This window comes from Nocardioides sp. JQ2195 (assembly GCF_012272695.1).
In the GTDB taxonomy this organism is placed as follows: Bacteria; Actinomycetota; Actinomycetes; order Propionibacteriales; family Nocardioidaceae; genus Nocardioides.
In genome coordinates this window covers 3331280-3358218 of sequence record NZ_CP050902.1, presented here as the reverse complement: position 1 = coordinate 3358218, position 26939 = coordinate 3331280, and the positions used below count along the sequence as shown (strand labels likewise).

General features: G+C 70.4%; 25 protein-coding genes and 1 pseudogene. 13 read left to right on the top strand and 13 right to left on the bottom strand.

Annotated features, from left to right (window positions below; translation table 11 throughout):
* Window positions 1–63 precede the first annotated feature (63 nt).
* The 3 genes from ncot_RS15995 (at window position 64) to ncot_RS15985 (ending at window position 2700) form a co-directional block, all read left to right on the top strand.
* Complete coding sequence (locus ncot_RS15995) at window positions 64–354, top strand: DUF3311 domain-containing protein (RefSeq protein WP_240937937.1); 291 nt, start codon at window positions 64–66, stop codon at window positions 352–354.
* Window positions 351–2045: a sodium:solute symporter gene (locus ncot_RS15990; protein ID WP_277345748.1), complete on the top strand. Its 1695-nt coding sequence runs from the start codon at window positions 351–353 to the stop codon at window positions 2043–2045. The genes ncot_RS15995 and ncot_RS15990 overlap by 4 nt, the downstream gene beginning before the upstream one ends.
* Before the next feature lie 91 nt (window positions 2046–2136).
* The gene (locus tag ncot_RS15985; RefSeq protein WP_168618493.1) at window positions 2137–2700 is read left to right on the top strand and encodes a DUF6318 family protein; all 564 of its coding nucleotides are present in this window, start codon (window positions 2137–2139) and stop codon (window positions 2698–2700) included.
* A gap of 65 nt (window positions 2701–2765) precedes the next feature.
* Here ncot_RS15985 and ncot_RS19735 read toward each other — a convergent pair.
* Window positions 2766–2951, bottom strand: a pseudogene (locus tag ncot_RS19735) (LuxR C-terminal-related transcriptional regulator); the annotation flags it as partial.
* Between the two features lie 1644 nt (window positions 2952–4595).
* Between ncot_RS19735 and ncot_RS15975 the strand changes: the two are divergent.
* Window positions 4596–5981: an HNH endonuclease signature motif containing protein gene (locus ncot_RS15975; protein WP_168618491.1), complete on the top strand. Its 1386-nt coding sequence runs from the start codon at window positions 4596–4598 to the stop codon at window positions 5979–5981.
* A gap of 263 nt (window positions 5982–6244) precedes the next feature.
* Here the strand turns inward: ncot_RS15975 and ncot_RS15970 are convergent, their stop codons facing one another.
* The 5 genes from ncot_RS15970 to ncot_RS15950 form a co-directional block, all read right to left on the bottom strand.
* Window positions 6245–7366, bottom strand: coding sequence for an NAD(P)/FAD-dependent oxidoreductase (locus ncot_RS15970; protein WP_168618490.1), 1122 nt, complete (start codon window positions 7364–7366; stop codon window positions 6245–6247).
* 186 nt (window positions 7367–7552) lie between these two features.
* Window positions 7553–8695, bottom strand: coding sequence for an acyl-CoA dehydrogenase family protein (locus tag ncot_RS15965; protein ID WP_168618489.1), 1143 nt, complete (start codon window positions 8693–8695; stop codon window positions 7553–7555).
* Between the two features lie 9 nt (window positions 8696–8704).
* A complete protein-coding gene (locus ncot_RS15960) occupies window positions 8705–9871 on the bottom strand; it encodes an acyl-CoA dehydrogenase family protein (protein WP_168618488.1) in 1167 nt (388 codons plus the stop codon).
* A gap of 103 nt (window positions 9872–9974) precedes the next feature.
* Window positions 9975–10235, bottom strand: coding sequence for a DUF4031 domain-containing protein (locus tag ncot_RS15955; RefSeq protein WP_168618487.1), 261 nt, complete (start codon window positions 10233–10235; stop codon window positions 9975–9977).
* Between the two features lie 138 nt (window positions 10236–10373).
* Window positions 10374–10949 carry a hypothetical protein gene (locus tag ncot_RS15950; protein ID WP_168618486.1) on the bottom strand — a complete coding sequence of 192 codons (576 nt, stop codon included), beginning with the start codon at window positions 10947–10949 and terminating at the stop codon, window positions 10374–10376.
* Window positions 10950–11116: 167 nt separating this feature from the next.
* Here ncot_RS15950 and ncot_RS15945 point away from each other — a divergent pair, with 167 nt between their 5' ends.
* Window positions 11117–12127 (top strand): glycoside hydrolase family 16 protein, encoded by a 1011-nt coding sequence (locus ncot_RS15945; RefSeq protein WP_168618485.1) that lies wholly within the window; start codon window positions 11117–11119, stop codon window positions 12125–12127.
* A 92-nt stretch (window positions 12128–12219) separates the two neighbouring features.
* On the opposite strand, the gene ncot_RS15940 is transcribed toward ncot_RS15945, so the two are convergent.
* Together ncot_RS15940 and ncot_RS15935 are read right to left on the bottom strand one after the other, a co-directional pair.
* Window positions 12220–13407: a cytochrome P450 gene (locus ncot_RS15940; RefSeq protein ID WP_168618484.1), complete on the bottom strand. Its 1188-nt coding sequence runs from the start codon at window positions 13405–13407 to the stop codon at window positions 12220–12222.
* An 80-nt stretch (window positions 13408–13487) separates the two neighbouring features.
* Window positions 13488–14615, bottom strand: a complete 1128-nt coding sequence (locus tag ncot_RS15935) for a ScyD/ScyE family protein (RefSeq protein WP_168618483.1) — start codon at window positions 14613–14615, stop codon at window positions 13488–13490.
* A 96-nt stretch (window positions 14616–14711) separates the two neighbouring features.
* On the opposite strand from ncot_RS15935, the gene ncot_RS15930 reads away from it, so the two are divergent.
* From ncot_RS15930 to ncot_RS15920, 3 genes are read left to right on the top strand one after another with little or no spacing between them, the layout of a single operon-like run.
* Entirely contained in the window at window positions 14712–15236 is a 525-nt protein-coding gene (locus ncot_RS15930; RefSeq protein ID WP_168618482.1) for a gluconokinase, read from the top strand.
* Between the two features lie 47 nt (window positions 15237–15283).
* On the top strand, window positions 15284–15850 hold the full coding sequence (locus tag ncot_RS15925) for a hypothetical protein (RefSeq protein ID WP_168618481.1): 567 nt from the start codon (window positions 15284–15286) through the stop codon (window positions 15848–15850).
* Between the two features lie 47 nt (window positions 15851–15897).
* Window positions 15898–17001 carry a GNAT family N-acetyltransferase gene (locus ncot_RS15920; RefSeq protein ID WP_168618480.1) on the top strand — a complete coding sequence of 368 codons (1104 nt, stop codon included), beginning with the start codon at window positions 15898–15900 and terminating at the stop codon, window positions 16999–17001.
* A gap of 39 nt (window positions 17002–17040) precedes the next feature.
* Here the strand turns inward: ncot_RS15920 and ncot_RS15915 are convergent, their stop codons facing one another.
* Window positions 17041–17787 (bottom strand): PIG-L deacetylase family protein, encoded by a 747-nt coding sequence (locus ncot_RS15915; RefSeq protein WP_168618479.1) that lies wholly within the window; start codon window positions 17785–17787, stop codon window positions 17041–17043.
* A gap of 114 nt (window positions 17788–17901) precedes the next feature.
* Here ncot_RS15915 and ncot_RS15910 point away from each other — a divergent pair, with 114 nt between their 5' ends.
* Entirely contained in the window at window positions 17902–18276 is a 375-nt protein-coding gene (locus ncot_RS15910; protein WP_168618478.1) for a hypothetical protein, read from the top strand.
* Window positions 18273–19433 (top strand): site-specific DNA-methyltransferase, encoded by a 1161-nt coding sequence (locus tag ncot_RS15905; RefSeq protein ID WP_168618477.1) that lies wholly within the window; start codon window positions 18273–18275, stop codon window positions 19431–19433. Before ncot_RS15910 ends, ncot_RS15905 begins: the two co-directional genes overlap by 4 nt.
* Here the strand turns inward: ncot_RS15905 and ncot_RS15900 are convergent.
* The 3 genes from ncot_RS15900 to ncot_RS15890 all read right to left on the bottom strand — a co-directional run bounded on the left by ncot_RS15900 (window position 19414) and on the right by ncot_RS15890 (window position 23143).
* Window positions 19414–19947, bottom strand: a complete 534-nt coding sequence (locus ncot_RS15900; protein ID WP_168618476.1) for a hypothetical protein — start codon at window positions 19945–19947, stop codon at window positions 19414–19416. The two genes, ncot_RS15905 and ncot_RS15900, sit on opposite strands and share 20 nt — an antisense overlap.
* Complete coding sequence (locus ncot_RS15895) at window positions 19940–21346, bottom strand: wax ester/triacylglycerol synthase family O-acyltransferase (RefSeq protein ID WP_168618475.1); 1407 nt, start codon at window positions 21344–21346, stop codon at window positions 19940–19942. The genes ncot_RS15900 and ncot_RS15895 overlap by 8 nt, the downstream gene beginning before the upstream one ends.
* A 210-nt stretch (window positions 21347–21556) precedes the next feature.
* Window positions 21557–23143 carry a hypothetical protein gene (locus ncot_RS15890; RefSeq protein ID WP_168618474.1) on the bottom strand — a complete coding sequence of 529 codons (1587 nt, stop codon included), beginning with the start codon at window positions 23141–23143 and terminating at the stop codon, window positions 21557–21559.
* Between the two features lie 140 nt (window positions 23144–23283).
* Here ncot_RS15890 and ncot_RS15885 point away from each other — a divergent pair, with 140 nt between their 5' ends.
* From ncot_RS15885 to ncot_RS15875, 3 genes are read left to right on the top strand one after another with little or no spacing between them, the layout of a single operon-like run.
* Window positions 23284–23637: a hypothetical protein gene (locus ncot_RS15885; RefSeq protein WP_168618473.1), complete on the top strand. Its 354-nt coding sequence runs from the start codon at window positions 23284–23286 to the stop codon at window positions 23635–23637.
* A 28-nt stretch (window positions 23638–23665) separates the two neighbouring features.
* Window positions 23666–24766: an FUSC family protein gene (locus ncot_RS15880; protein WP_168618472.1), complete on the top strand. Its 1101-nt coding sequence runs from the start codon at window positions 23666–23668 to the stop codon at window positions 24764–24766.
* A 4-nt stretch (window positions 24767–24770) separates the two neighbouring features.
* Window positions 24771–25808 carry a DNA polymerase IV gene (locus ncot_RS15875; RefSeq protein ID WP_206065018.1) on the top strand — a complete coding sequence of 346 codons (1038 nt, stop codon included), beginning with the start codon at window positions 24771–24773 and terminating at the stop codon, window positions 25806–25808.
* Here the strand turns inward: ncot_RS15875 and ncot_RS15870 are convergent.
* On the bottom strand, window positions 25802–26932 hold the full coding sequence (locus tag ncot_RS15870; RefSeq protein ID WP_168618471.1) for a glutamate--cysteine ligase: 1131 nt from the start codon (window positions 26930–26932) through the stop codon (window positions 25802–25804). The genes ncot_RS15875 and ncot_RS15870 overlap by 7 nt on opposite strands.
* Window positions 26933–26939 lie beyond the last annotated feature (7 nt).

Sequence of the window (26939 nt, the reverse complement as noted above, 5' to 3'; positions counted from 1 at the left end):
CTCGCCGACACCCGACCGCGTGGGTTGTTACGCAGAGACGCTGATCGGAGTAAGTTCCGTCACATGTCAACTGGCTCCGAGAGCGGACCGACGCGCGACGTCGTTCCCGCCAACAAGTACATGCTGGTCGCGGCAGGAGTTCTCCTCCTGATTCCGATTGTCGCCCTGATGTGGGTGGGCAGTTATGCGAAGGTCGAACCTCGTCTCTGGAACATCCCCTTCTTCTTCTGGTACCAGTTCATGTGGGTCTTCCTGTGCTCGGCGATGACCTACTCCGCGCACCGCCTCGTGCTCGCCTCGCGTGGCCTGGACGGAAACGGCAAGCGCAAGGCCACCCACAGGGGTGACGCATGAGCGCCGCGGTGACTCCCCAGGTGACCGTGATGGCGACCGACACCGGCGTCAACGGCACCGCGTTGACGGTGCTGATCATCCTGTTCCTCGTCGTGACCGTGCTCGGCTTCAGCGCGGCCCGGTTCATGCGGGGTGACAACCTCGACTCCCTCGACGAGTGGGGGCTGGGCGGTCGACGCTTCGGCACCTGGGTGACCTGGTTCCTGCTGGGCGGCGACCTCTACACGGCGTACACGTTCGTCGCGGTGCCGGCGGCGATGTTCGCCACCGGCTCGGTGGCCGGTTTCTTCGCGGTGCCCTACACGATCGTGCTCTACCCGATCATCTTCGTCTTCATGGCGCGGCTGTGGTCGGTCAGCCACCGCCACGGCTACGTCACGTCGGCCGACTTCGTGAAGGGACGCTACGGCTCGCGCGAGCTGTCCCTGGCCATCGCGGTGACCGGCTTCCTGGCCACGATGCCCTACATCGCGCTCCAGCTGATCGGCATCCAGGCGGTGCTCGAGGTGGCCGGGGTGGGCGGCAGCGACAACTGGCTCGCCGCCGACGCGCCGTTGCTGGTGGCCTTCGTGATCCTGGCTGCCTACACCTACACGTCGGGGCTGCGCGCGCCGGCCGTGATCGCCTTCGTCAAGGACGCACTGATCTATCTGGTGATCATCGTGGCGATCATCTACCTGCCGACGAAGTTCGGCGGCTGGGACCACATCTTCGGTGCCGCCTCCGACAAGATGGCGACCACCAACGAGGTCACCGGCAAGCCGCAGGGCGCGTTCGTGCCCGGCGACGGCCAGATGTGGGCCTACGCGACGCTGGGCCTCGGCTCCGCGCTCGCCCTGTTCATGTACCCGCACTCGATCACCGCGTCGCTCTCCTCGAGCAGCCGCAACACGATCCGTCGCAACGCGTCGATCCTGCCGGCGTACTCCTTCGTGCTCGGCCTGCTGGCACTGCTCGGCTGGGTGGCCATCGCGGCCGGCACCAACCCGGTGGGCCTCGACGGCGAGCCGAACGCCCAGCTGGTGATCCCGCAGCTGTTCGAGGACGCCTTCCCCGCGTGGTTCGCGGGCGTGGCGTTCGCGGCGATCGCGATCGGTGCCCTGGTGCCGGCGGCGATCATGTCGATCGCGGCGGCCAACACGTTCACCCGCAACATCTACAAGGAGTGGATCAACCCGCAGGCCAGCCCGAAGCAGGAGGCGAAGGTCTCCAAGCTGATGTCGCTGGTGGTCAAGGCGTTCGCGCTGGTCTTCGTCTTCACCCTCGACAAGCAGAACGCGATCAACTTCCAGCTGCTCGGCGGGATCTGGATCCTGCAGACCTTCCCGGCCGTCGTGTTCAGCCTCTACACCCGGTGGTTCCACAAGTGGGGACTGTTGGTGGGCTGGGCCGTGGGCATGGTCTACGGCACGGTCCAGGCCTACCAGGTGGTCAACCCGGTCACCGGCAAGCACTTCGGCGGCTCGCTCGACATGATCCCGATGATCGGCGAGATGGGCTACATCGCGCTGACCGCCTTCGTGATCAACATCGTGATCAGTGCCGTCCTCACCCTGGCGCTGCGGGCCGGCAAGGTCGACAACGGCGTCGACGAGACGACGGCGTACGACTACCAGGCCGATGCCGACGACCCGCGGGTCGCCAAGGACCTGGCCCACGGCTCGGCGCCGTTGACCCCCGAGGGGGAGTGACGCGTCCGATCTGCTGAGAGCGTGTCTTCGCCGGGGTCGATTCGTTGACCCCGGCGACGTCATTTTCTGTTGCGACGAGAGGAACCGATTCGTGCACCGCCGAGCCGGAGTCGTGCTGGTCTGCGCCCTGCTGATCGGTGGCCTGGGGTCGTGCTCCGACGACCCGCCGCCGCAGGGCCTCCCGATCGACGCCAAGGTCGACGTCCCCGAGGTCGGTGGCCCTCCGGACATCCCGAAGAAGCTCAGCCTGACCGAGTCGGGAGCCAAGTTCTTCGTCGGCTACTGGGTCGATGCCTACAACTGGGGCCTGGAGTCGGGGAGCACGAAGCTGGTGCGGGGCCTGAGCTCGCCGGACTGTGCGCCCTGCCAGACGTTGTTCGCCGCCGTCGAGGACGCCCATCGCGACAAGGCCCAGGTCAAGACACTCGGCGTCGACACGGTGCCGATGGAGGTCGGCATCGACAAGCGGGCGAGGACCGCGAGGGTGAAGTTCTTCGTGATGCGCTACCCGGTGAAGATCCGGCGCGGGAAGGACGACGTGCAGGAGATCCGGGGCGGAACCTCCCCGATCCGCTTCGACCTGGTCCGCCACGGCAAGACGTGGCGGGTGCGCAACCTCGAGCTGGTCCCGGTCAGGAAGCAGTCCGAGGACTGACTCCTCCCGGCCCGCTCCTCCCGGTGCGCTGCTCCCGGCGCGCTCCTCCCGGCGCGCAGATCGGGTCAGACGAGGTGGTGCTCGAAGGCGTACGCCGCGGCGGCGGTGCGTGAGCCCACGTCGAGCTTGGTGAAGATGTTGCTCAGGTGTCGCGCGACCGTCTTCTCGCTGAGCACCAGGTCGGCGGCGATCTGCGCGTTGCTGTGACCCGCGGAGACCAGGCGCAGCACCTCGACCTCCCGGGCGGTCAGGCCGTCCGGTGGGCCCTCGGGACGGAGCATCCGGCCCACCGACTCCGCCGCGAGCACCGCCCCGAGGTCCCGGAGCGTACGCCGGGCACGGCTGAGCTCACGCTCTGCCGACTCGGTGTCACCCATCATCCGCAGGGCCTGGCCCACGTCGACGCGCACACGGGCGACCTCGTGCACCGCGTCCATCCCGGCCCACAACGACGTGGCCTTGCGCAGGTAGGGAAGGGCGCCCGACGCGTCCCCGTCGGCGAGCTCGACACGACCGCGTGAGTGCGCGGCCATGGCCGTCAACGCGTCGCAGCCGAAGGTTGCCGCGATGGCCTCCAGCTCAGCGGCCGAGGTGCGGGCTTCCGCGAGGCCATCAGGTCCACCTGCGAGCAGGACCTCCACGGCTGCCGGCAGGACCCGGCACCGGTGCACCGGGTCGCCAGCCTCGGCCAGCACCCGCCTGATCACCGCGACCGCGGTGGTGATCCGGCCCTTGGCCAGCCACAGGAGGGCCAGCCCCGGCTGTGCCTCGTAGCCGTGCTCGGCGGCTCGGTCATAGCTCGACTCGGCCCCGTCCAGGTCACCCAGGACCTGGAGGACGTCACCGCGTTCGGCCAGGGCCAGGCCGGCAGCCTCCACGGTGCCCGCGGCGACGTACCGCTCGATCGCGGCGTCGAACTCCTCGACGGCGAGGGCGAACTTGCCGTGCAGGCGCATGATCTGGCCGCGGTGCACGGCGCACTGGCCGGTGAACGCGACCAGCCCCGGTTGAGTCGTGCACCAGCGACTGAGGGCGGTGGTCCAGGCCGAGGCCCGGCCCAGGTCGGAGACCTCCTGGCAGCCCTCGATCATCACGCAGAAGACGCTGCCGGCGAAGATCGGGGAGACCTCGCCGGCGGCCACCCCGACCATCGCCTCGTCGAAGTGGGCGAGTCCTTCCGGGACCTGCCCGGCGTACAACAGGAGACGGCCCTTCGACGCCAGCCCGATCGCGGTCAGGTCGGGATCCGCATGTCGACGACCGATGTCCACGACCGCCTCTGCCAGACTGGCGGCGCCGGCGAAGTCGCCCACGGCGAGCCGCTGGTGCATCTGCAGGTAGGTGACGTACCCCCGCTCCACGACGTCCTCGTCGAGGTCGGCCAGCATGCGGCGTGCCCGCGCGGACCACCCCGCGCCCACGGTCTGCTCACCGCTGGTGTCGAAGGTCATGCACAACCGGAAGGCCGTGCGCACGGCTGCGGCCGTCTGACCGGATTCGACGTGGAGCGTGAAGGCCCGCTGCAGGGCATCGACGGTTACCCTGCGACGCCCCAACAGGAAGGCAGCCGTGGCCAGCTCGTCGAGGTCGTCGCAGGCCAGCGTGGCGAGGTCGTGGCTGGTCCAGGCCTCGAAGGCGGCGAGCCAGTCACCGCGTTCGAACGTCTCCCGAGCGCGCACCAAGTCATCGACGACGCCCATCACTGACCTCCTGCACCGAGGATACGGCGGTCACGGCCTCGTGGGGTACCACGAACGCCCTGCCCGGGCCGAGGTCACTCCTGGACTGACCGTGCACTCTGGCCCGGAAAAGATTCTGGAAGTGGTTTTCCCCAGACCCCCGAAATGGGCTGTTCTCGGGGGTCGGCTGTCGGTGGCGCCTGCTTGACTGAGCTCATGTTGGAAGTTGATGCGGCACTCCACCCGTTCGAGGTCAGTGACCTCGGTGGTGAGGCGCTGCTCGACCTCGTGACGGATGCTCGTCATGCGGAGTGGCGGGCGGGGCGGCGCAAGCTGCGGCTGGCCTACCAGCTCTGCGTGACGAACCCTGCCGGGCCGGGGATCGACCCGGCCACGTGGGGTGACGGGCTGCCGGGGATGGCGGGTGACTACGACGCCACCCTGGGCGGGGAGGGGACCCCGTTGGTGGCCCGGTTCGTGGTCGAGGACTGGGCCGCTGCGTGTGGTGTCTCTCGTGCCGCGGCGCAGCAGTTCCTGGCCAACACCCTCGACCTGCACCACCGCCTGCCCCGCACCCACGCGAGGGTCGAGGGGTTGGAGCTGGAGTCGTGGAAGGCGCTGCGGTTGGCGGAGGACACCCACGACCTGTCCCTGGCGTGCGCCCGCTGGATCGACGCCTTCCTCCACGAGACCGGGCGGTACTCCTGTGCCGCGATGGCGAAGGCCGTCAAGCACGGGGTGGCGAAGTTCCACCCCGACAGGCTGGAGGACGGCAACGGCCTGCGGGGCCGAGATGACTGGGACGTCACCGTCGACCACGAGGCCGGTGCGGAGGGCACCAGCACCCTGGAGGCCATCGGGTCCTCGTTGGACCTGGCGAAGTTCCACGACCTGGTCTGCGACGAGGCCACCACGTTGGGCCGGTTGGGCGACGGCGACAGCCTGGGGCAGCGCAAGGCCAAGGCCTTGGCGGTGATCGCGGACCGTCAGGCCACCTTGGACCTGCTCGGCCTCCTCGACCAGGACCCGCCCGTCCACCCCGACACGGGCAAGGCCGTGGCCCGGCGCAGGTCGTACCTGAAGGCCCGGTTGTTCGTGCACCTGTCGTTGGCGGACCTGGCCACCCTGTGCGCCGGCACTGCCACCGTGCCACCGGGTGCAGCCGGGGTGGTGGCGACGAACCTGTTCGGTCCGGCGACCACCACCCTGATCGGCGGGTACCTCAAGCAGCTCGGTGCCGATGCCCGGGTGACCCCGGTCATCGACACCACCCGCACCTGGGCGGTCGATGCGCATGACCCACCGACGGCGATGCGGGAGCAGGTGGTTGCCCGGGACCCGCACTGCGTGCATCCCTACTGCGCCCGGGCATCGACCTCGTGCGACCTGGACCACATCGTCGCGTTCGACGACACCGGACCACCCGGGCAGACCAACCCGGACAACCTGGCCCCGTTGTGCCGTGGGCACCACGTGTTGAAGACGCACGGCGGGTGGCGCTACCAACGCAACCGGGACGGCACCTATACCTGGACCAACCAGCACGGCCGGAGCTGGTTGGTCACCGACACCGGGACCATCGAGCTCACCGACAATCCCTGAACCGCCCGCGAAACCGAGGCGGTTCGGGAACCCGACAAGAAGCACCGGCCGAACACGCAGCACCACGACAGCAGGCCCACACCAGGGACCATCCGCACCAGGACCCCGGTGACTGGGCCCACTGCCACGCCGTGCCGCCCGCGTGCCGCCAACGCCGTGCCGCCACGCCCGCACCGGGCCCGCACCGGGCCCGAGCCACGCCCGCACCGTCGGAGTGGTGCTGGACGGGCTCGTTCCTCGTCCCTGCTCGACCAGGGAGCGCTTCAGGCGGCAGCCGAATCGGCCTGCCGGCCGGTCGCCCGCTTCGGGTGGCGGGATCGGGCGAGGATCTGGTCAGCCACGAAGGCCGCGTCGCGACCGACTCCCGGCAGCACCATCGAGCTGAACGCATACTGGAACGACAAGCCGCAGAAGAACAGGCCCGGCGCCTTCTCGACGACGCCGCGCATCTCGTCTGGCCACCCGTCGTCCTGCATCACGGGCAGCCGGATCCAGTCGAAGACCTGGTGGAAGCCGGTCGCCCAGACCACGTTCGTCACGTCCATCGGTTCGTCACCGACCACCGGCCGGCCGTCACGCACACCGGTCACTCGCTCGGTGCGTCGCTCGACACCCCGAGCAGCCAGGTCGGAGCGCTTCACCCGGATCATCGGACCGCCGTGGAAGCGGACCTCCTGCAGCGCCTTGCGACCCATCGGCGTACGTCGGGTCAGCACGTGCCGCCACGCGAAGACCAGGACAGGGAAGGCCAGTCGGAAGATCCGCTTCTCGGGCCGGACCGGGATCTGCCCGCAGTCACGCCCCGCCAGCGTCGTCGGGTGCGACTGTGCGACCTCGAAGGCGATGTCGGTGCCCGAGTGCGAGGCCCCCACGACCAGCACCGGCCCCTCCCGCAGCTGCCCGGGGCGCCTGTACTCGCTCGAGTGCAGCTGCAGGATCGTCGGGTCGAGCTGGTCGGCGAAGTCTGGCACCTGCGGGGTGCGGCCGAAGGTGCCGGTCGCCACCACCACGTTGTCGCACGTGTAGCTGCTCAAGGTCGTCGTCACCAGGTAGCCGCCGGTGGACCGCGCCGCGAGCGACAGCACCTTGGTGGTCAACCGGATCGGCAGCGCGAAGGTCGCGGCATACGACTCGAGGTAGTCGGCGACCTGGTCCTTGCCCGGGAACGACCAGGCGTCGGCGGGGAAGGGCAGGCCGGGCAGCCCGTCGTACTTCGCGGGGGAGTAGAGCCGCAGCGTGTCCCACTGCCGGCGCCACTGGTCCCCGACCCGCTCGGCGGCGTCGAGGATCACGAACGGACGATGGCGCTGCTGCAGGTGGTGCCCGGTGGCCAGGCCCGCTTGCCCGGCGCCGATGATGACGGTCTCGATGTGCGTGGTGGTCATGGCTCCTCCAAGTGGTTGGAGCTCCACGCTAGGAACGGATGGCCCCGCTCCGCGTCGGGCCAATCGCGCAGATCGGTGCGACGGCGGATGGGCAGTTCGACCCACACGCACCGCAGGCCGGGACGCCGGCGTCGAGGGTCCGGCGTACGACGACGACGGCGTCCCGGCCTGTGAGGGTGCGTCGGGTCAGGCCAGCGGGTCGACCTCGTCGTACGTCGCGACCTTGCCGGCGAGCACGCCGACATGGTGGTTGCCGTCGCCGAACATGTGGTCCAGCGCGGTCAGGTGGCTGGTGTAGCTGCCGATCGCGTACTCGGCGGTCATCCCGATGCCCCCGTGCAGCTGGATCGCCTCCTGGCCGACGTGCCGACCGCCCCGGCTGACCTGCAGGGATGCCCGAGCGGCGGCATCGGCCACCTCGTCGGGGCTGCCCTCCGCCAGCACCATGGTCGCCCAGGCCACGATGCTCGTGGTGAGCTCGAGCGAGACATACATGTCGGCGGCCCGGAAGTTCAACGCCTGGAAGGTGTTGAGGGTGACCCCGAACTGCTTGCGGCTCTTCAGGTAGTCGGTGGTGGCCTCGAGCGCCACCTCCATCGCTCCGACGGCCTGGTTGCCGGCGATGATCCGGGTGCCGTCGAGCACCAGTGCGATCTCAGCGCTGCGGTCGGTGGGTTCGCCGAGAGAGGTGGCGGGGGTGTCCTCGAAGGAGACCCGAGCCGCCCGGCCACCGTCGTGCGTGGCATAGCCGTTGCGGGTCAGCCCGGAGGCGTCACCGGCGACCAGGAAGAGCCCGGTGCCACCGTCGGGGAGCGCGGCGCTCACCACCAGCTGGTCGGCACGGGCGCCGTGGAGCACAGGTTCCTTGACACCGCTCAGCATCCACCCGTCACCGGACTGGGTGGCGGTGACCGCGCCGGCCGTCGTGCTCCAGCGGGAGCCGGGCTCGGTGTGGGCGAAGGCGAGCACACGCTCGCCGGAGGAGAGCGCGCCGATCACGTCGGCACGCTGCTCGTCGGAGGCGGTCATCGCGACCAGTCCGCCGGCCAGCACCACGGAGGGCAGGAACGGCTCGGGCGCCAGCACCCGACCCAGCTCCTGGGCCACGATCCCGACCTCGGCCGGTCCGGCACCGGAGCCACCGTCCGCCTCGTCGTAGGGGAGCCCGAGGATCCCCATCTCGCCGAGTGCCTGCCACAGGTCCTCGTCGAAGCCCGGCTCGTCGGCGACCGTACGGCGCCGGTTCTCGAAGTCGGCGTACCTCTTGCCGACCAGGCCACGGACGGCCTCCCGCAGCGCCTGCTGCTCGTCGTCATGGGTGAAGTCCATGTCAGCTCCTCACAGTCCCAGGATCGTGCGCGCGATGATCTGGCGCTGGATCTCGTTGGATCCGCCGTAGATCGACGCTTTGCGCAGGTTGAGGTACGCCGGGGTGGCCCGGCGCGTCCAGAAGTCGAGGTCGGTCTCGTCGTCAGCCGCTCCCGAGGCCAGGGACGCCGGCCCGGCGAGGTCGACGACCAGCTCGCTGACCGCCTGCTGCAGCTCGGTGCCCTTGAGCTTGAGCACGGACGAAGCAGGGTGCGGCTTGCCGTCCGCGGAGTTGGCCGCCACCCGGAGCGCGGTCAGCTCGAGGGCGAGCAGCTCGTTCTCCAGCTCGACGATGCGGCTGGCCACCAGCGGGTCGTCGAGCTGGTCACCGGCCCACTTCTTGGCACTGGCCAGCACCCGCTTCGTGGCTCCCACCGGGGCCACACCGACGCGTTCGTTGCCGAGCAGGAACTTGGCGTAGTCCCACCCGTGGTTGAGCTCGCCGACCAGGTTCTCCGCCGGGACGCGGACGTCCTCGAACCAGACCTCGTTGACCTCGTGGCCGCCGTCGATCAGCTCGATCGGGCGCACGGTCAGGCCGGGCGTCGTCATGTCGATCAGCAGGAACGAGATGCCGGCCTGCTTCTTGGCGTCGGGGTCGGTGCGGACCAGGCAGAAGATCCAGTCGCCGTGCTGGCCCAGGGTGGTCCACGTCTTCTGCCCGTTGACCCGAAAATGTGCACCGGAGTCGTCGTCAATGAACTCTGCGGTGGTGCGCAGCGAGGCCAGGTCGGAGCCGGCATCGGGCTCGGAGAAGCCCTGCGACCACCAGATGTCGAGGTTCGCGGTCGCCGGTAGGAACTTCTCCTTCTGCTCCTGGGAGCCGAAGGCAGCGATCACCGGGCCCACCATCGAGGCGTTGAACGCCAACGGCACCGGCACGTTGGCGCGCTGCAGCTCCTCGTGCCAGATGTGGCGTTGCAGGTCGGTCCACCCGCGCCCGCCCCACTCCTCGGGCCAGTGCGGGACGGCGTACCCACCCTCGTTGAGGATTCGCTGGGCCTGGACGATCTGCTCCTTGGAGAGCTCGCGCCGCTCGGCGACGGTGTCGCGGATCTCCTGGGGGATCTTCGTCGTGAAGTAGGCGCGCAGCTCCTCTCGGAACGCGGCGTCCTCGGGGGACAACTTCAGCTGCATCGGTCACCTCTCGCAATGGATCCGGACGTGGTTCCTTCATCATGTCGGGCGGGTCAAGGCGCCATGTCGGGCGGGTCAAGGCGCCGACGACGCAAGGGCGAGGTCAGCGAGGCTTGGGGCGGCGCAGCCCGGCGGCTCGTAGTCGGACCACGATCTCGCGGCTGCGTACCGGAACTGCGCCAGCCGCGACCGCGGCGTCGTAGTGCTCGGCCGGGATGTCGTAGTGGTCGCGGTCGAAGCCGCGCGCCGGAACGCCCAGCGCGGCGGCGAACTCGTGCAGCTCCGTGAGCGAGGTGTCGGAGGCGAGGTGCGACCACATCCGTCCACGCCAGGGCACGTTGGGCGGATCGATCAGCAGGGTCACGGGGCCAGCATCCCATTCCCGGGTCACGGCGTCAGGATGCACGCGATCTGCAGTCACCAGATGACTGCAGATCGCGCGTGAAGCGTGCTCGTCGTGCTCGTCGGGGCCGGGTCCGTCGTCGCGCGGGTGCTGGCCGTCTCACGGCCCGGTGAGCTCGGCGGCCAGGTTGGCCCGCGCGGTCGGCTCCCAGTGCTCGCGGGCGTACGCCGTGTGGAACAGCGTGGGCTTGTCCAGCAGGTCGCGGAGGATGGCGGCCCGGCCCCGGCGGAAGTCGTCGTCGGGCACCGCGGCGTACTCGCGGCGCACGCCGGCGACGTACGTCGCGTAGCGATCAGCCGGTGCCGCGAGGATGGCCAGGTCGGCGTCGCACAGCACCTCACCGGCGCGGTCGCCCGGTTCGGGACGGTGCCGCTCCGTGAGCCGGACCAGCCGGGCCACCTCGTCCGCGTCGACGGACCGGATCCCCGACAGCTCCTCCGTCGCCAGCAGGGCTGAGCGCTCCTCGTTGTTCCCGGCGTCGTCGTAGACCGCGTCGTGGAACCAGGCGGCCAGGACCACCTCGACGTCGTCGCCGGCACCCAGCTCGGTGAGGCGGGCCAGCACCTCCTCGAGGTGCTGCAGGTCGTGGTAGCCGCGGTCGCTCGACCATGCGGTGACCAGTCGCTCCCGCAGGTCGAGGTGATCGGGGAGCGGCCAGCGCAGGTCGGGGGTCACCTCTCCATGGTGCCTCGTCTGCGTCTCGCCCGTGCCACGCCGGTGGCTCGTCCGTGCCACGGATCGTCCTCCGACCGGGGGCCACTGGGTGGATCAGACCTGTGCAGGATCCGATATTTCTGCAACTCTGTGCCCCAGGGAGGGTCGAACGGAGACGCGAGACCCAGATGAACACAGGCTCAGTCAAGGCAGTGATGACCCGAAGGGTCGGGCTCGGCGCGGCGACTCTCGGCGCGGCGATCTTCTGCGCTCCCCTCCCGCCGGCCGCGGTCGGCGCGGTTGCCGGGCACTCGAGCGGCCGTGCCCCCACGCCTGCTGTCATGGCGCCGGCCACCCCCGCCACCGGCACGGGCACCGGCACGGCCGACGCCTGCGGGGAGCCGGTGCTGAAGGCCGACGGCCAGGCTTGGACCTGCACGTTCGCCGACGACTTCTCCGGCAGCAGTCTCGACGGCGAGAAGTGGATCGCGCAGCGGACCGCGACCAGCAACTTCTCCACGGGAGAGCCGGGCGGACCCCGTGCCTGCTACCTCGACGACCCGTCCACGATCAGCGTGGCCGGCGGCAACCTCCGACTGTCCGCGGTCAGCACCCGGCGCGCCTTCAGGTGCGGTGTGGGCGGCAAGCAGTTCCGGACGCGGTACGCCGCGGGGATGGTCTCCACCCACGGCCGCTTCGCGCAGACCTACGGCCGGTTCGAGGTGCGCGCCCGCATCCCCGACTGGAGCGACCCCGGCCTGCAGGAGACCCTGTGGCTGTGGCCGGTCGACCCGACGAAGTACGGCGCGCACCCCGGCTCCGGCGAGATCGACTTCGCCGAGTTCTACAGCGTCCACTCCGACCGGGTGATCCCGCGGCTCCACTACAGCTACGACCCCGCCACGGTGAACCGGTTGACGAACACCAACGTGGTGACCAACCAGTGCCTGATCGATCCGGCGGCGTTCAACACCTACACGCTCGAGTGGGAGCCGGGCCGGCTGACCATCATGGTCAACGGGACGACCTGCCTGGTCGACAACTACGTCGCCGACAACACCACCGACGCCTGGGCGCCGTTCAACCAGCCGTTCATGGTGGTGCTCACCCAGGCCCTGGGCCACGGGGTCAACGCGCTACCGAAGGGCACCGACCTCTCGGAGACGACGTACGTCGACCACGTCCGCGTCTGGCGGTGAGCCGCTCCGGCGGCCGCCCTGAGCCCAGCCCCTGAGCCCAGCCCCGTAGCCCAGCCCCTGAGCCCAGCCCCGCCCACCCGGGGCCCGTGCGCTCAGGCCTCGGCGCGTGAGCCGGCGGTGAACCGGATCGGGAACCGCAGCGGTCCGGTGTTGCCCGAGACCGGCATCCACTCGCCGGGTCCGTCGGGGACCGCGTCCGGCATCCGACGCGCGAGCAACGGCAACGCCACCGCCATGTCGGTGCGTGCCACGAAGTGACCGAGGCAGTGGTGCACGCCGGAGCCGAAGCCGAGGTGCGGCGTGCGGACCTGGGTGATGTCGAACGACGGGTCGGGAACCGCGCGGGGGTCGGTTCCTGATGCGTGCGACAGCATCTGCACGATGCCACCGCGCGGGATGTGCAGTCCTTGGAAGTCGACGTCCTCGACGGCCTCGCGGGTCACCCACGTCACCGTCGGGTTGACCCGTATCACCTCCTCGACCGCCTGTCCGCCCAGGTCAGGTCGCTCGCCGAGCAACGCCCACTGGTCGGGGTGGGCCAGCAGTGTCTGCAGGGCCAGCCCCAGCTGGTTGCGGGTGGTCTCCATGCCGGCGAAGGCGAGGAAGACCAGCGCGACGCCGAGCTCGTGGCGGGTCAGCCGTCCCTCGGTCTCCTGGGCGTTCAGCAGGGTGGTGACCAGGTCGTCGCGCGGGTGCACCTGCCGGTCGGCGACGACGGCATCGAGGTAGTCGTGCAGGCCGGTCAGGGCTGCCTCGATGCGCGGCACCTCGGCGCCGACGTTGATGCTGAAGCTGGCGCCGAGGTCGTCGGCCCAGCGGGCCACCTGGGGCCACTCCTCCTCGGGTAGGCCGAGGAGCACGCAGATGATCCGCGCCGAGTAGGGCTCGGCGAACTCACTGACGAACTCGACCTCCCCGCGCTCGACGAAGCCGTCGATGAGCTCGTTGGCCAACGCCTGGAAGCGCGGTCGCATCGCGGCGATGGTCTTGTTGCGGAACGCCGGCATCAGCAGGCGGCGCAACCGGGAGTGGTCCTCACCCTCCAGGCTGAGCAGGGTCTCCTTCCACCAGTCGGAGAAGAGACCGGAGTGGATGCCGTTCTGGGCCGGCCACTTGGCGTTGCCCTGCTGGAACCGCCGGTCCTTGAGCAGGGCACTGGCCTCGGCGTACCTCACCACGGCCCACCCGAGGTTGGTCTCCACGAACCAGTCCTGCTCGCGGGCTCCATGGACCACCGGTGAGGTCACGTCGAAGGTGGGATCGGAGAGGTCGAAGCGCATGGGCACAGCCTAGGCCGGCGCACGCCGTGAGGCTTGGGGAATCACGGCGTGCGCGGCTGGCCGGTACGCAGCTCGGCGGCTCAGCGGATTTTCATCAGGGCCCCGGGACCGAAGATCGGCCCGGTCAGGTAGAGGTCGCCGTTGCTGGCGACATCGGTTCCGCCGGGCAGGATCACCTTGTCCTCGGCGATCTCCCGACTCTGCTGACCACCGTGGCTGAGCTCGATGATCGCGCCGACCTCGGACCCCGGAACCTCCAGCTCCATGGCCAACCAGCTCATCTTCGACAGCGACGTGGCATAGATGTGGCCGTGCCGGTCGGCGGAGAGGTCGACGATGGAGGTCAGCCCGTCGGCGTACCTCGTGCAGTCGCCCTGGTCGGGCGCCTCGGGGTCACAGGTGGCATCGAGGGTGCCGGGCCGGATCCGCCAGATCTGCGAGGTGCCGGGGGTGGCCGGGAAGCCGCGCAGCTCGCCGACGTACCAGTAGCCGTCGGAGCCGACGGTGACCGACGTGGTGACCGCCTCGGAGGGAATCTGGGTGCCGGCCGGGGGCAACGGGTTCCCCTCGGGGTCCGTCGCCGGCAGGCCGTCAGGCACCGCGACCGTGCGTGGCTTCACCCGCGCCACCGTCCTGATGGTGCCGTCGGGCCAGACCCGGAGCAGCTCGTTGGCGGCGGCGTCGGCGACCAGCACGGTGCCGTCGCGCAGCGCGACCACGCCGTACGGGTTGCTGTCCTCGGGGAAGTCCTCGAGGTCGTTCGGGTCGGGGTCGGTGACCTGGTAGGCGCCGATGTCGGCGACGGGCGTGAGGTCGTCGCCCATCAGCCGGTAGAGCGTGGCACTGCCGGCACCCTCGCCGGCCCCGGTGAGGACGTAGGTGCGTCCGTGCGAGCTCGAGACGGCGTTGCTGAAGCCGGCACTCTCCGGCAGCCCGCTGAGACGGATCACCCGGGCGTCGCGGTGGCGGCCGCGCTCGACGACCAGGCTCAGGTCCCCGTTGTCCTGGGTGACCAGGGTCTTGCCCGGTGCGATCGAGTCGACGCCGCGCGGGCCGGAGAGCTCGGCGACGGTGGTGATCTTCTCGTGGTGCTTGTGGCCGTGGTGATGCCCGTGGCCGCCTCCCGCCTGTGCGGGCAGCGCGCCGCTGATGACGAGTGCGGCGGCCCCAAGGCCGACCATCGCGAGACGAGCAGGGTGTTGAACCATCGTGGCCTCCCAGCCTGAGTGTTGGCCCCGCAGATCAGACAAGCACCGCCCCGCCCCCGATGTCATCGGCAAAGTTGGGGAAGGGAGAGTGGGGCCATGTCATCGAGTGAGTCGTCGAAGCAACCCGGTCCGCTGCTGGTGGCGATGGGGGTCTCGGGGTCCGGGAAGACCGCGGTGGGCTCGGCCCTCGCCCGGCGGCTGCGGGTCCCCTTCGTCGACGGGGACGACCTGCACCCGCAGGCCAACGTCGAGAAGATGTCGCGCGGCGAGGCGCTCGACGACGACGATCGACGCCCGTGGCTGGATGCCGTGGGGGCCTGGTTGTCCGCGCACGAGACCGGCGGAGGGGTGGTCGCCTGCTCGGCGCTGAAGCGGCGCTACCGTGACCAGCTCCGACAACACAGCGACCGGGTCGAGTTCGTGCACCTCCACGGTGACCGTGACCTGATCGCCGCCCGCCAGGCGGACCGCTCCGGGCACTTCATGCCGAGCTCGTTGCTGACCTCCCAGCTCAGGACGCTCGAGCAGCTCGCGCCGGACGAGGCCGGCCTCGTCATCGACGTCGACCAGGGCATCGACGACATCGTCCAGGAGTACGTCGACCGCACCGGGGCCGAGTGAACCGGCTGCGACGGGAACCGTCGAGGACGCCCTATCGTCGTATCACCATGACTCGCTCACACCGCCGCCTCCTGTCCGCTGCCGCCCCCGCCGTGCTGCCCGCGGTGCTGCTCGCGGTGCTGCTCGCCGTGCTGCTCGCCGGATGTGGGACCGAGGGTGACGGTGGCGACGACGTCCGGGGTGACGACACCTCGCAGACCCCGTCGCCCTCCGCGAGCAGCACGCCCACCGACGGGGGCAGTGCGACGACGGGCGCGGTCGACTTCACGGAGGTTGCCATCCTGCACGGCACCGCCGAGGGAGGAACCACCTCGAAGACCCCAGTGCTGCTCGACTCGCAGCAGGCGGTCGACCAGTTCGTCGCCGACTTCAGCCGCGGCGATCTCGCCCAGCAGGTCCGGACGACGTACGACGCGACGGACGTCCCCGAGGGCAGGGCGCTGGTCGGATCCGTGGTCTCGATCGGCTGCGACGTGCCGCCCGGAGTCACCGTCTCCTCGGGTGCTGACGGGCTCCGGGTGACCGGCAGGAAGGTGGTCTCGCCGATGCGCCAGTGCCTGGCCGCGGTGACCTCCGTGGCACTGGTCCTCGTGGACGCCGAGGCGGTCGGCTGAGCAGGTTGCCTGTCGGCCGAGCGGCCGATACGGCAGAATGGGCCCCGATGAGTCCTGAAGACGCACTGCCCGAAGACAACCGATTCGTCAGCGATCTCGAGGAAGTCCTTCCCAACGACCCCGGTCTGCCGGTGGGTTGGGAGGCCAGCACGCCGGACCCCGCGAACGCCGATGACGTGGCCAGGTTGACCGAGCTGCTGCGTGCTCACGAGGACGCCGGACGCGGCTGGGCGGGTGCCTGCGAGGACGACGTCCTCGTGGAGGTCTCCGAGCACGGCCTGCGGATGCGCGAGAACCTGGTGATCCGCGACGGGTCCGGTCGGATCCGCGCCTGGGCGAGCGTGCACGACCGCTCCATCGGCCGGATGCTCTATGTCCACATCATCGAGCGAGGGATCTCGGCCGGTGCCGCCGATCGCTGCTCGGAGGTGATGTTCCACTGGGCGGAGGGCCAGGCCCGCGAGGTCGGCGCGGCCCGCGGCCTCGACGTGCAACAGATCGACACCGGCGCGTTCGCCGACGACGAGCGCCAGCACAAGCTCCTCGAGGACGCCGGCTTCAACCGGGTCCGCACGTGGTGGCAGATGAGTCGCCCGGTGATCGCCGACGAGGCGTCGCTGGTGGCCGACCCGGAGCAGTGGGAACGCAAGGGCGTGGTCTTCCGGCAGGTGCGTCGCGAGGGTGACGGGCTTCCCGAGGTCGACGACCTGCGGGCCGTGCACGACGTGCTCGAGAGTGCGTTCACCGACCACTTCAACTCCTCCGAGGAGAGTTTCGCCGAGTTCGTGCACCGGCTCCGCGAGGACCCCGGCCACCGGTGGGACCACTGGTGGCTGGCCGAGATCGTTGACGGCGAGAACGGCGAGCCCGAGTCGGCCGGTGCCCTGGTCGGGACGGTGTCGGAGAGCGCGAACGGCCCCGACGGGTCCTACGTCTCCTATCTCGGCGTGCTCGAGTCGGCCCGTGGTCGCGGGGTGGCCAAGGGGTTGCTCAAGACGATCATCGCCGATGCCGCCGCCCGAGGTCGCGACCGTGTCGGCCTGGAGGTCGACGCCGACTCCTCGACCGGAGCCGACCAGCTCTACGTCGGCATGGGGTGGAAGACGAAATACGTCACCGAGTCCTGGCACAAGGACATCCCGGTCTCCTGAGCCCGACCGGCGCGTGTCCGCGCCGGCTCGAGAGCTGGGTCAGCCGCCCCAGCCCATCGGGAACACCTCGAACGGGGCGGCGAAGGCCACCCCCATCCGGGAGCCGGTGCCGCGACTGAGCCCCTCGAGGAACTCTGCGGGGTCGAAGTGCTCCCAGCCGAGGCCGTCGATGTAGGCGCCGTGGGCGCGCAGCGACTCCACACCCTTGTGGAAGGTCTCGGTGGTGTCGACGCCGTGCTCGGCCCGCGGTGACCCGGCGGCCCACACCTCGCGGACGCCGCCCCACGGCTCGAGCCCGTCGGTCAGCTGCTCGGCGAAGATCCAGCGGTTTCCCGCATCGCGGACGGCGTCGAGCACGGCCCGGCCCACGGCGATGTGGTCGGCCTGGTTGAGGTTGCGCCCGCCGAAGGTCTCGTGGAAGTTGCCGGTGACCACGATCTCCGGGCGGTGCCTGCGGACCACCTCGGCGAGGGTCCGCCGCAACGCGACGCCGTACTCCACCACGCCGTCCTGGAGGCCGAGGAACTCGACCTCGTCGACACCGACGACGCGGGCCGACTCGACCTGCTCGGCCTCGCGGACCGAGCGGCACTCGTCCGGGTGCAGTCCGTCGATGCCGGCCTCGCCGCTGGTCACCATGCAGTAGGTGACCTGCTTGCCCTGGCCCGTCCAGCGGGCCACGGCAGCCGCCGCGCCGAACTCCATGTCGTCGGGGTGGGCCACGATGCACAGGGCACGCTCCCAGTCCTCGTCGAGCGGTGCCAGGGGTGCCGGTGCCTCGGTCATGCCCCCAGCGTGGCACGACCGCGGCCCGACGGCACGTCTTTTGGGGAGCGGTCGCGGGGCCCTGCACGACGGTGCCGCATAGAGTTGGCCCCAGTCGAGCAAGGAGAGCTCTCCATGGGCAAGAAGGCGAAGACGGCTGCCGTGGTGATCGGCACCGGCGTCAAGGTTGCGGCGAAGTACGGCCCGCAGGCCAAGATCGCCTGGGACAACGGTGGCAGGAAGGCCGCCGCCTCGGCCGCCCGGAAGGCCCGCAGCCTGACCGCGCGTCGCAAGGCGATGACCCATGCCGCCACGGTCGTCGACGGCTCGGTGCTGAAGGTGGCGCCGGCGGGCACCACGGCGTACGTCGTGTTCAGCGGGGACGAGCCGATCGCGACCTTCCCGCCGCTCGAGACGCCCTACTCCATGCTGCTGGCCCACGCAGACCTGACCAAGCGGGTGCGCCCCGAGCCCGGGGATCACCGATCGCTGCCCCGGGGACGGCGTTGACCAACGTCTTCATCGAGGGGGACAACCTCTCGGTCCTGCCGTCCCTGCAGGCGGGCAGCGTCGACGTGGTCTACATCGACCCGCCGTACAACACCGGGAACGACTTCGCCTACAACGACCGCCACGGAGTCGGCCGCGACCGGCACCGTGCCTGGGTGGAGATGATGCGGCCGCGGTTGACCGCGGCCCGGGAGCTGCTCGCCGACGGTGGCGCGATCTTCGTCTCGATCGACGACAACGAGGTCGCCCACCTGCGCCTCCTGATGGACGAGGTGTTCGACGAGGCCAACTTCATCGCCCAGATCGTGGTCAACCTGAACCCCAAGGGGCGCCAGCTCGGCAACTTCTTCGCCACGTCGCACGAGTACCTCTTGGTCTATGCGCGAGACGTGGCCACCTGCGTGCTCGACGCGACCTCCGCGCACAGCGTGGACCCGGCCGACTTCCCGCAGGAGGCTTCGGACGGTCGGCGGTTCCGGCACCTGCCGCTGCGCAACACCAACAAGAAGTTCAACCCGGCCACGGCGCGGACCCTGCACTACCCCTTGTTCGGCTCGCCCACGACCGGGCGCGTCGCGGCGACTGCGTTCGATGGTGCCGTCGAGGTGCTCCCGGTCTTCGGTGACGGGACCCCCGCGGTGTGGCGGTGGTCGGCCCCGCGGGTCGAGGCCAGGCCCGACGACCTGGTCTGCCGGACCGTGCGCGGCAAGCTGGGGGAGCGGGTCGACATCTTCCAGCGGGACTGGTTGCACGACGGTCGCCGCAAGAAGCTGAAGACGATCTGGCTGGCCGAGGAGGTCGGCTCCACCGACACCGCGGTGGCCGAGCTCAAGGCGATCGTCGGCCACGTCTTCGAGTCGCCGAAGCCGACCGGGTTGGTCCGCCGCATCCTCGAGTGCTTCCCGCCCGACGCCGTCGTGCTCGACTTCTTCGCCGGCAGCGGCACGACGGGGCATGCGACCGCCCTGGCCAACGCCGAGGACGGTGGTCGCCGCACCTGCATCTCGATCAACTCGCCCGAGCCCACGCGCGTCGGGTCCAACGCGGCGTCGGCGGGCCTGGCCACGGTCAGCGCGATCACGCAGGCACGGCTGCGTGCGGTCGCCGAGCAGGTGGGTGGGGTGCTCGAGGTTCGGGTCAGTGGCTCGCCGCGGTGAGTCTCGCCCAGCCGTCGCGGTTCTCCTCGGTGCGCAGCAGCTCCGGTCGCGATGCCACGTGCGGCGCCAGGGCCGCGACCAGCGGCGACAGGTCGGCGTACAACCGGCCGGAGACCGGGATGCCCAGCCGCCGACCGTCCTCCCGGAGCGTCCACACGATCACGCGCGGGTGGTTGCCCAGGACGCCGGTGCCGTGGTCGATGCCTGCGTCCACGTGCTCCAGCCGGGCCAGGTCGACCGTCCTCCTGACCTTGCCGCCCCGGGTCAGGAGGACGGCGCCGGCAGAGACCCACACGCGTTGTCGCCACAGGAACCAGGCAGCACCGAAGATGATCAGCTCGAGCAGCACCAGGGCCGCCGCCATGGCCAGCTCCATGGGCTCGCGGGCGCCGACCACGGTGCGGATCGCGGGCACCAGCAGGAACAGGCCGACCGCCAGCACGGCGAGGGTGAAGCCGTGCCGCTTGGCCAGCGGCACACCGAGCCCTTGACCGGTGTCGAGCCGACTAGGCACCCGCGGCCTTCTCGAGGTTGGACAGCTCGTCGTCGAGGTGCGTCAGCAGCCGCTGGAGGTGCGGGACCGTGCGTCGGCAGCCGGTGAGGCCGAAGCCCATGTGGCCGTCGTAGGACGTGCACGTGATGTTCAGCGCCATCCCGTGGATCGGGATGGACAGGGGATACATCCCGACCAGCTTGGCGCCGTTGTAGTACTGGGCGGTGCGGGGTCCGGGGACGTTCGAGATGATCAGGTTGAACGGCGGGCGGATCACGCCCTGCATCCGCAGCATCGGGGTCAGCATCGCCGGCGCCATGCCAAGCGCGGACATCGCCAGGATCTGCATCGGTGACATCGACGACAGAGCACGCTTGCCCTCCAGCATGGACTCGTGGATGCTCCGCAGCCGGGCCGCCGGGTCGGACAGGTCGGTGCCCAGCTTGACCATCACCACGCCGATCGCGTTGCCGCCCTCGGCGGAGGCAACCTGGGCCTGCTTGGCGTTGAGGCCGACCGGAACCATCGAGACCAGCGTGGAGTCCGGGAGCTCACCGAGCTCGATGAGGTAGGAGCGCACCGCGCCACTGCACATGGCCAGCACGACGTCGTTGATCGTGCAGCCGGTGGCCTTGCCGATCGCGCGCATCCGCTCGACCGGCCAGTTCTGGGCGGCGAACCGGCGCGACCCGGTGATCGTCTGGTTGAAGATGGTGCGTGGGGCATAGAGGGAGACTGCCGAGGTCTCGTTGCGCACCCCGCGGTTCAACGTGCGGACCAGCGCGCCGGGCAGTCCGGCGGCCTCCGCGCTGATCCCGAGGGCGGTGCGCATCGCCTTCATCGGGACGTCGGCCAGGTTGCGCTGTGCCTCGGCCTGCGTCTGCACCGCGCGGGTCGCGGGGGGCCGTGCGGCCCAGGGGGCGCCCATGCCGCGCTTCTCCGGGTCGCTGGAGAGCACGCTCTGCATCAGCCGCATCGCGGAGACACCGTCGACCAGGGAGTGGTGGATCTTGGTGTAGAGCGCGACCCGGCCGTCGTCGAGGCCCTCGATGACGTGGGCCTCCCACAGCGGGCGCTCGTGGGCCAGGCGGGTGCCGTGGAGACGCGAGCACAGGTCGAGGAGCTCACGGACCCGGCCCGGGTGGGGCAACGCGCTGTGACGGACGTGGTGGTCGATGTCGAAGCGGTCGTCCTCCTCCCAGACGTATTGCCCGGCCGTGGTCAGCGAGCGCCGGGGTCGCTTGAGGAACAGGGGTGCGATCTCGTCGACCGACCGCATCTGCTCGTACATCTCGCTGATGTAGTTCTTGCCCGCGCCCTCCGGCTTCGTGAAGAGCTGCAACCCACCGACATGCATCGGCATGTTGCGGTTCTCCGCCACCAGGAACGCGGTGGAGGTCGGATCGACGGGTGTGGGCACGACGTGCACCTCTGCTTTCCTCCGGCTGCCCGGAAGTCCTGATCTTGGCTGGTCCTGCTGCGACTTGTCGAGGATCCCGACAAATGGAGGAACGTGTGGAGGGCGCCCCGGGTTACGTCGGACCGGCGCCGGCAAGGGGTGAACCCTGCCACGTGCCTGCGCGTCGCCCCTTCGCGTACGCCGGCCCGGTGTCCACGGGCCGAGTCCCTGTCAGCCTTCGTCCTTCGTCTCGAAGTCCTCCACCGAGCGCCGGGCGGGATTGCCTGCTCGGTCGCGGATGTCCAGGACCGCGTCGGGGTTGGGCATCACGGCGTACCGCCGGCCGGGTTCCAGCTCGCCCGGGGCGGGTTGCCACCGGGCCTCGCGGACTCGCTCGGAGCCACAGCTGACCTTGGTGCCGGCGCCGTTGCGGCAGCTGAGCGTGCCGGTCAGCGGGGCGCTCCAGTAGAGGCCGTCGCGTCGTACGACGAGAAGGCTGTCGTCGTTGACGCCGGTCACGCGTTCGTCGAACAGGACCCGGATCGGTCCCTCGGCCGACCACGCGCGGCGGGGGTGGGCCAGGCTCACGGCCGGGCGCCTGAGGTCGTCGGTGCGCACCCGCAGCCTGGTGTCCAGGGCGTCGTCCGACCGGAGTGCCCGGTCGCGCACCTGCACCAGCAGCTTCCCCTGCCGGTAGGGCACGTCGCAGGGCCCGACCCGGGTGCTGCCGCGCCACGTGTTCGCCCTGCGGGTGCCCCTGATCTTCCGCATCGCGACCGAAACCTCTGGCCCGATGTTGACCTGGACCGAGTTGACGCCGCTCCGGTCGTCGCGCGTCTTCACGGTGACCGTGACCTTGCGCCGCTTCGTGCGCGCGTCGATCGACGTGGGGCTCACCGTGGTCTTGACGATCCGCGGCCGGCGCTCGTCGTCCCGGGCGATCACCTTCACCGGCTCGATGCCGAAGCGGTCGGCCAGCTCTCGCGTGTGGGTGCGGTGCACGAAGCCGTACTCGTCGAGGACCTGCACACTCGCCACCTTGGCCCGGTAGGTGCCGAACCAGCTGCGGGGAACCCTGGCGGTGCCGGTGAAGCCGTCCGTGGTGCGGGAGAGCTCAACCTGTTGCGAGGGCTTGGAGTTGAAGCGCAGCCCCACCGACTGCACCGTGGTCGTCGACTCGTCGACGGCCAGGTGGAAGGCGACCTTGCGGGCCTTCTTCCGCACGCTGACCTTCTGCTTCGAGATGGTCAGTGAGGTCAGGGCGGGCTCGACGACGGGTTCCGGCGGTGGGTCGGAGACAACGGTCAGAGGAGTCTCCAGGGCACTGTGGAAGACGCCGTCCTCCTCGGTGTGACGCCGGTTGCCAGCCTTGTCCGTCGCCTCGATCGACTCGATCGTGTGCTCGCCGGGCTCGGTCCTGCGCTGCACGCTCACGCGTCCGGTCCACGCGTCCGTGGAGGTCGGCTCCAACCTGATCACCTGGTCGAGGACGTAGATCCACACGCTGGACACCCCGGTCGCAGCCCCCGGCCCGCCACGGTCCTGCACGGGCAGGCTGACCAGCACCTCGGCGGGCTGGTCCGTCACGTCGACGGTGGACGGGGTGAACGTGGGTGTGCCCAAGGTCGGAAGCCCGGCGTCGCGGCTCCAGCACGACGAGAGCGGGACCGCCGGGTCTCCCGTCTCATCCTCCGCCGAGACCGGCGCTGCCATCACCAGGGCGGTGACGGCGGCCGTCGCACCCACCGCCCACAACCGTCCGCGCGGACCCATGTCACTCACTCCCAGTGCTTCGAAGGCGCCCGAGAATCCGACCATGCTACCCAGTTCTCGTCCACAGGGTGGCGGATCGGCGAGGTCCTCCACAGGTCGCGGTCGGGCGGACGCGCTCGGGCACGTTGCTCCCTAGCGTCCTCGCAGAGGGGCCACCCGCGGCCCCACAGCTGAAGGAGGACCGGATGAAGCGCGTGATCCACCTGCTCGGGGTCGTGGTCGGCATCGGCTGCGGACTTCTGCTCGGGCTGACCATCGGCGCCGGCCACGCCGAGACCCGGGCCCCCGATGGCTGGGAGCCACCGCCGGGGACGATCGTGGAGGTCCTGGGCAACCCGGAGAACGGCTTCTCCATCCACCACTACGACGGCAGCTGGCTCCATCCGCCCACCGACTCCGAGGCTGCCGCGGAGTGCAGCGCCCAGGACCGTCGGGTGCGGCGAGTGCGGTGCACCACCAGGGTCCGTGTCTGGTACCGCGACCTCGGGCGGCTCAGGCGCGCCCTCCGCTATGCCCACCACGTCGGAGGTGACGACTGATCGCTGCCGGGTCTGACACGATCGGTGCATGGAGCCACACCCGCTCGACCGCGCACTGCAACGCGGGCGCACGTCGATGGGCACCCGGCTGCGGAGACTGCGGACCAAGGCCTTCGCCATCGCCCAGTGCTCGATCGCCGCCGGAGTGGCCTGGTTCCTCGCCCGTGACGTGTTCGACCACCCGACGCCGTTCTTCGCGCCGATCGCGGCGGTGGTCTGCCTCGGCACCTCCTACGGCCAACGGCTCCGGAGGGTGCTCGAGGTCTGCATCGGCGTGGCCGTCGGCGTGCTCATCGCCGACCTGTTGGTCTTCCAGATCGGCACGGGTGGGTGGCAGCTCACCCTCATCGTGGCGCTGGCGATGTCGAGTGCCTTCCTGCTCGACGGGGGGCCGCTGTTCGTGACCCAGTCGGCGGTGCAGTCGATCGTGATCGCCACGCTCGTACCGACCCAGGATGCCGCGGTGACCCGCTGGACCGATGCGCTGATCGGAGGGGCGGTCGCCCTGGTGGCCGCCACGGTCGTGCCGGCCGCACCCCTGAGGCGCCCCCGCGAGCGTGCCGCCGAGGTGGTCGCCAAGATCGCCCGCCTGCTGCGCGCCGCCGCGGACGTGATGGCCGACGGCGAGGTCGAGCCGGCACTCGAGCTGCTGGCCGACGCGCGGTCCACCGACTACCTGATCCGCGAGCTGCAGGCCGCCGCCGACGAGGGCCTGTCGGTGGTGGCCAGCTCGCCGTTCCGGGTGGGGCACAAGGGCTCCGTGCGCGCTGTGGCCGACTTGGTCGAACCCCTCGACCGGGCCCTGCGCAGCACCCGGGTGCTGGTCCGGCGTACGGCTGTGGCCGCGCACCACCGGCGTGCGGTGCCCCCGTCCTACCCGGTGCTGTGCCGCGAGCTGGCCGACGCCACCGACCGGGTCTCCGACGAGCTGCGGGCCAACCGGATGGCCACCGCCGCCCAGTCGGAGCTGCTCAAGGTCGGTCAGGCCACCGGAGTCGTCGAGCGCACCGACGACTTGTCGGTCGAAGTGGTGCTGGCCCAGATCCGATCCGTGGTCGCCGACCTCCTCGTGCTCACCGGCATGACCAGTCTCGAGTCGACCGACGCGCTGCCGCCGACGAAGCGATGACCTGATGCGCTGGGTGCTGCACGTCGACATGGACCAGTTCCTGGCAGCCGTCGAGATCCTGCGCAACCCGGACCTGGCCGGCAAGCCGGTCATCGTCGGCGGGCGTGGGGACCCGACGGAGCGCGCGGTGGTGTCCACCGCCTCCTACGAGGCGCGTGTGTTCGGGGTGCGCTCCGGCATGCCGCTGCGGATCGCCAAGCGCAAGGCCCCCGACGCGGTCTTCCTCCCGGTGGACTTCCCGGTCTACGAGGCCGCCTCCGCGACCGTGATGCAGACGCTGCGTGACGTCCCCGGCGCGGTGGTGCAGGTGCTCGGCTGGGACGAGGCCTTCGTCGGCATCGACACCGACGACCCGCGACCGGTCGCCGACGACGTCCGAGCACGCGTGCTGGAGGCCACCGACCTGCACTGCTCGATCGGCATCGGTGACACCCTGGTCCGGGCGAAGAACGCCACCGACCTGGGCAAGCCGCGCGGGGTCTTCACCTTGACCCGGGACAACTGGCTCGAGGTGATGGGTGACCGCCCCACCAAGGACCTGTGGGGCGTCGGTCCGCGCACCTCGGCCCGGCTCGCCGAGCACGACATCTCCACCGTGCGCGAGCTGGCAGCAGCGCCGGTGGACCTGCTCACCGGTGAGTTCGGACCCAACACCGGCCTGCACGTGCACCGTCTCGGCACCGGCGAGGGCACCGCCGTCGTCGACGACACCCCGTGGGTTCCCCGCGCGCACGGCCGCGAGACGACGTACCAGCACGACCTGACCACGCCGGCCGAGATCTCGGACGCCGTGCGGGCGCTCGCCGTGCAGGTCGTCGACGACATCAGGAAGGAGGGCCGGGCGTGCCTGCGGGTGCACCTCAAGGTGCGCTTCGCACCGTTCTTCACGTTCAACCGGTCGCGCAAGCTGAAGGAGCCGACCTACGACGTGGACCTGATCGCCGAGACCGCCCTCGACCTGCTCGCGGCGCTCGAGGACGACCGTGCGATCCGACTGCTCGGCGTGCGCGCCGAGATGGTCGCGCCCGAAGGAGGCTACTGAAGTGAGTCGCGCAGCTCGGTGACCACCGAGTCGACGACCGCAACCAGGTCACCGCCGGACTCACCGGCGACCGTCCGTTGGCGCTGGTACGACGCACCGCGGCGAGGGATCTCGGCCACCGAGCGCAGCTCGGCCTCGCAGTCGAGGCGCCGCGCCACCGGGGTGAGGCGGTCGAGCAGGTCGTCGAGGTCGTCGGTGATCAGCCGCTCGTTCGACGCCGCATCGAGGATGATGATCGCGTCGAGCCCGTAGCGGGCTGCGCGCCACTTGTTCTCCTGCACGTGCCACGGCGGCATCACCGGGAGGGTCTCGCCCGCGGCGAGGCGGGTGTCGAGATCGATCACCAGGCAGTGCATCAACGCGACCAGGGCGGCCATCTCGTCGATCGTGGAGACCCCGTCGCACACCCGGTTCTCCAGCGTGCCGAGCTTCGGCACGGGGCGCACGTCCCAGCGGATCTCGGAGAGCTCGTCGATGACGCCGGTGGTGAGCTGGTCGTGGACGAAGGACTCGAACTCCGGCCACTGCTCGAACTGGAACGGCAGCCCCGCGGTCGGCAGCTGCTGAAACATCAGCGCCCGGTTCGACGCGTAGCCGGTGTCCGTCCCCGCCCACACCGGGGACGACGCGGACAGCGCCTGCAGGTGGGGGTACTGGTTCAGCAGGGCCGACATCACCGGCAGCACGCGCTGCTGCTCGGGCAGGCCGACGTGCACGTGGACGCCCCAGATCAGCATCTGCCGGCCCCACCACTGGGTGCGGTTGATCAGCTCCTCGTAGCGATGTCCCTCGGTCAGCTGCTGGGCCGACCACTGGGCGAACGGGTGGGTGCCCGCGCCGTAGAGGTCGATGCCGAGGCGGTCCGCGGCGGGCAGGACCACGTCGAGCGTGCTGCGCAGGTCGGCCATCGCCTCGTCGACGCTCGAGCAGATGCCGGTGACGACCTCGACGGTGTTGCGCAACAGCTCCTTGTGCAGGCGACTCGCGTCCGGAAGCCTCGGGCCCACCTCGGTGAAGAGATCGGCGGCCGAGTTCACCAGGTCACGGGACTCCTGGTCGACGAGTGCGAACTCCCACTCGACGCCGAGGGTCGGCCGTGGAGATCCGTGGAAGTCGATGCGCACGAGTCAA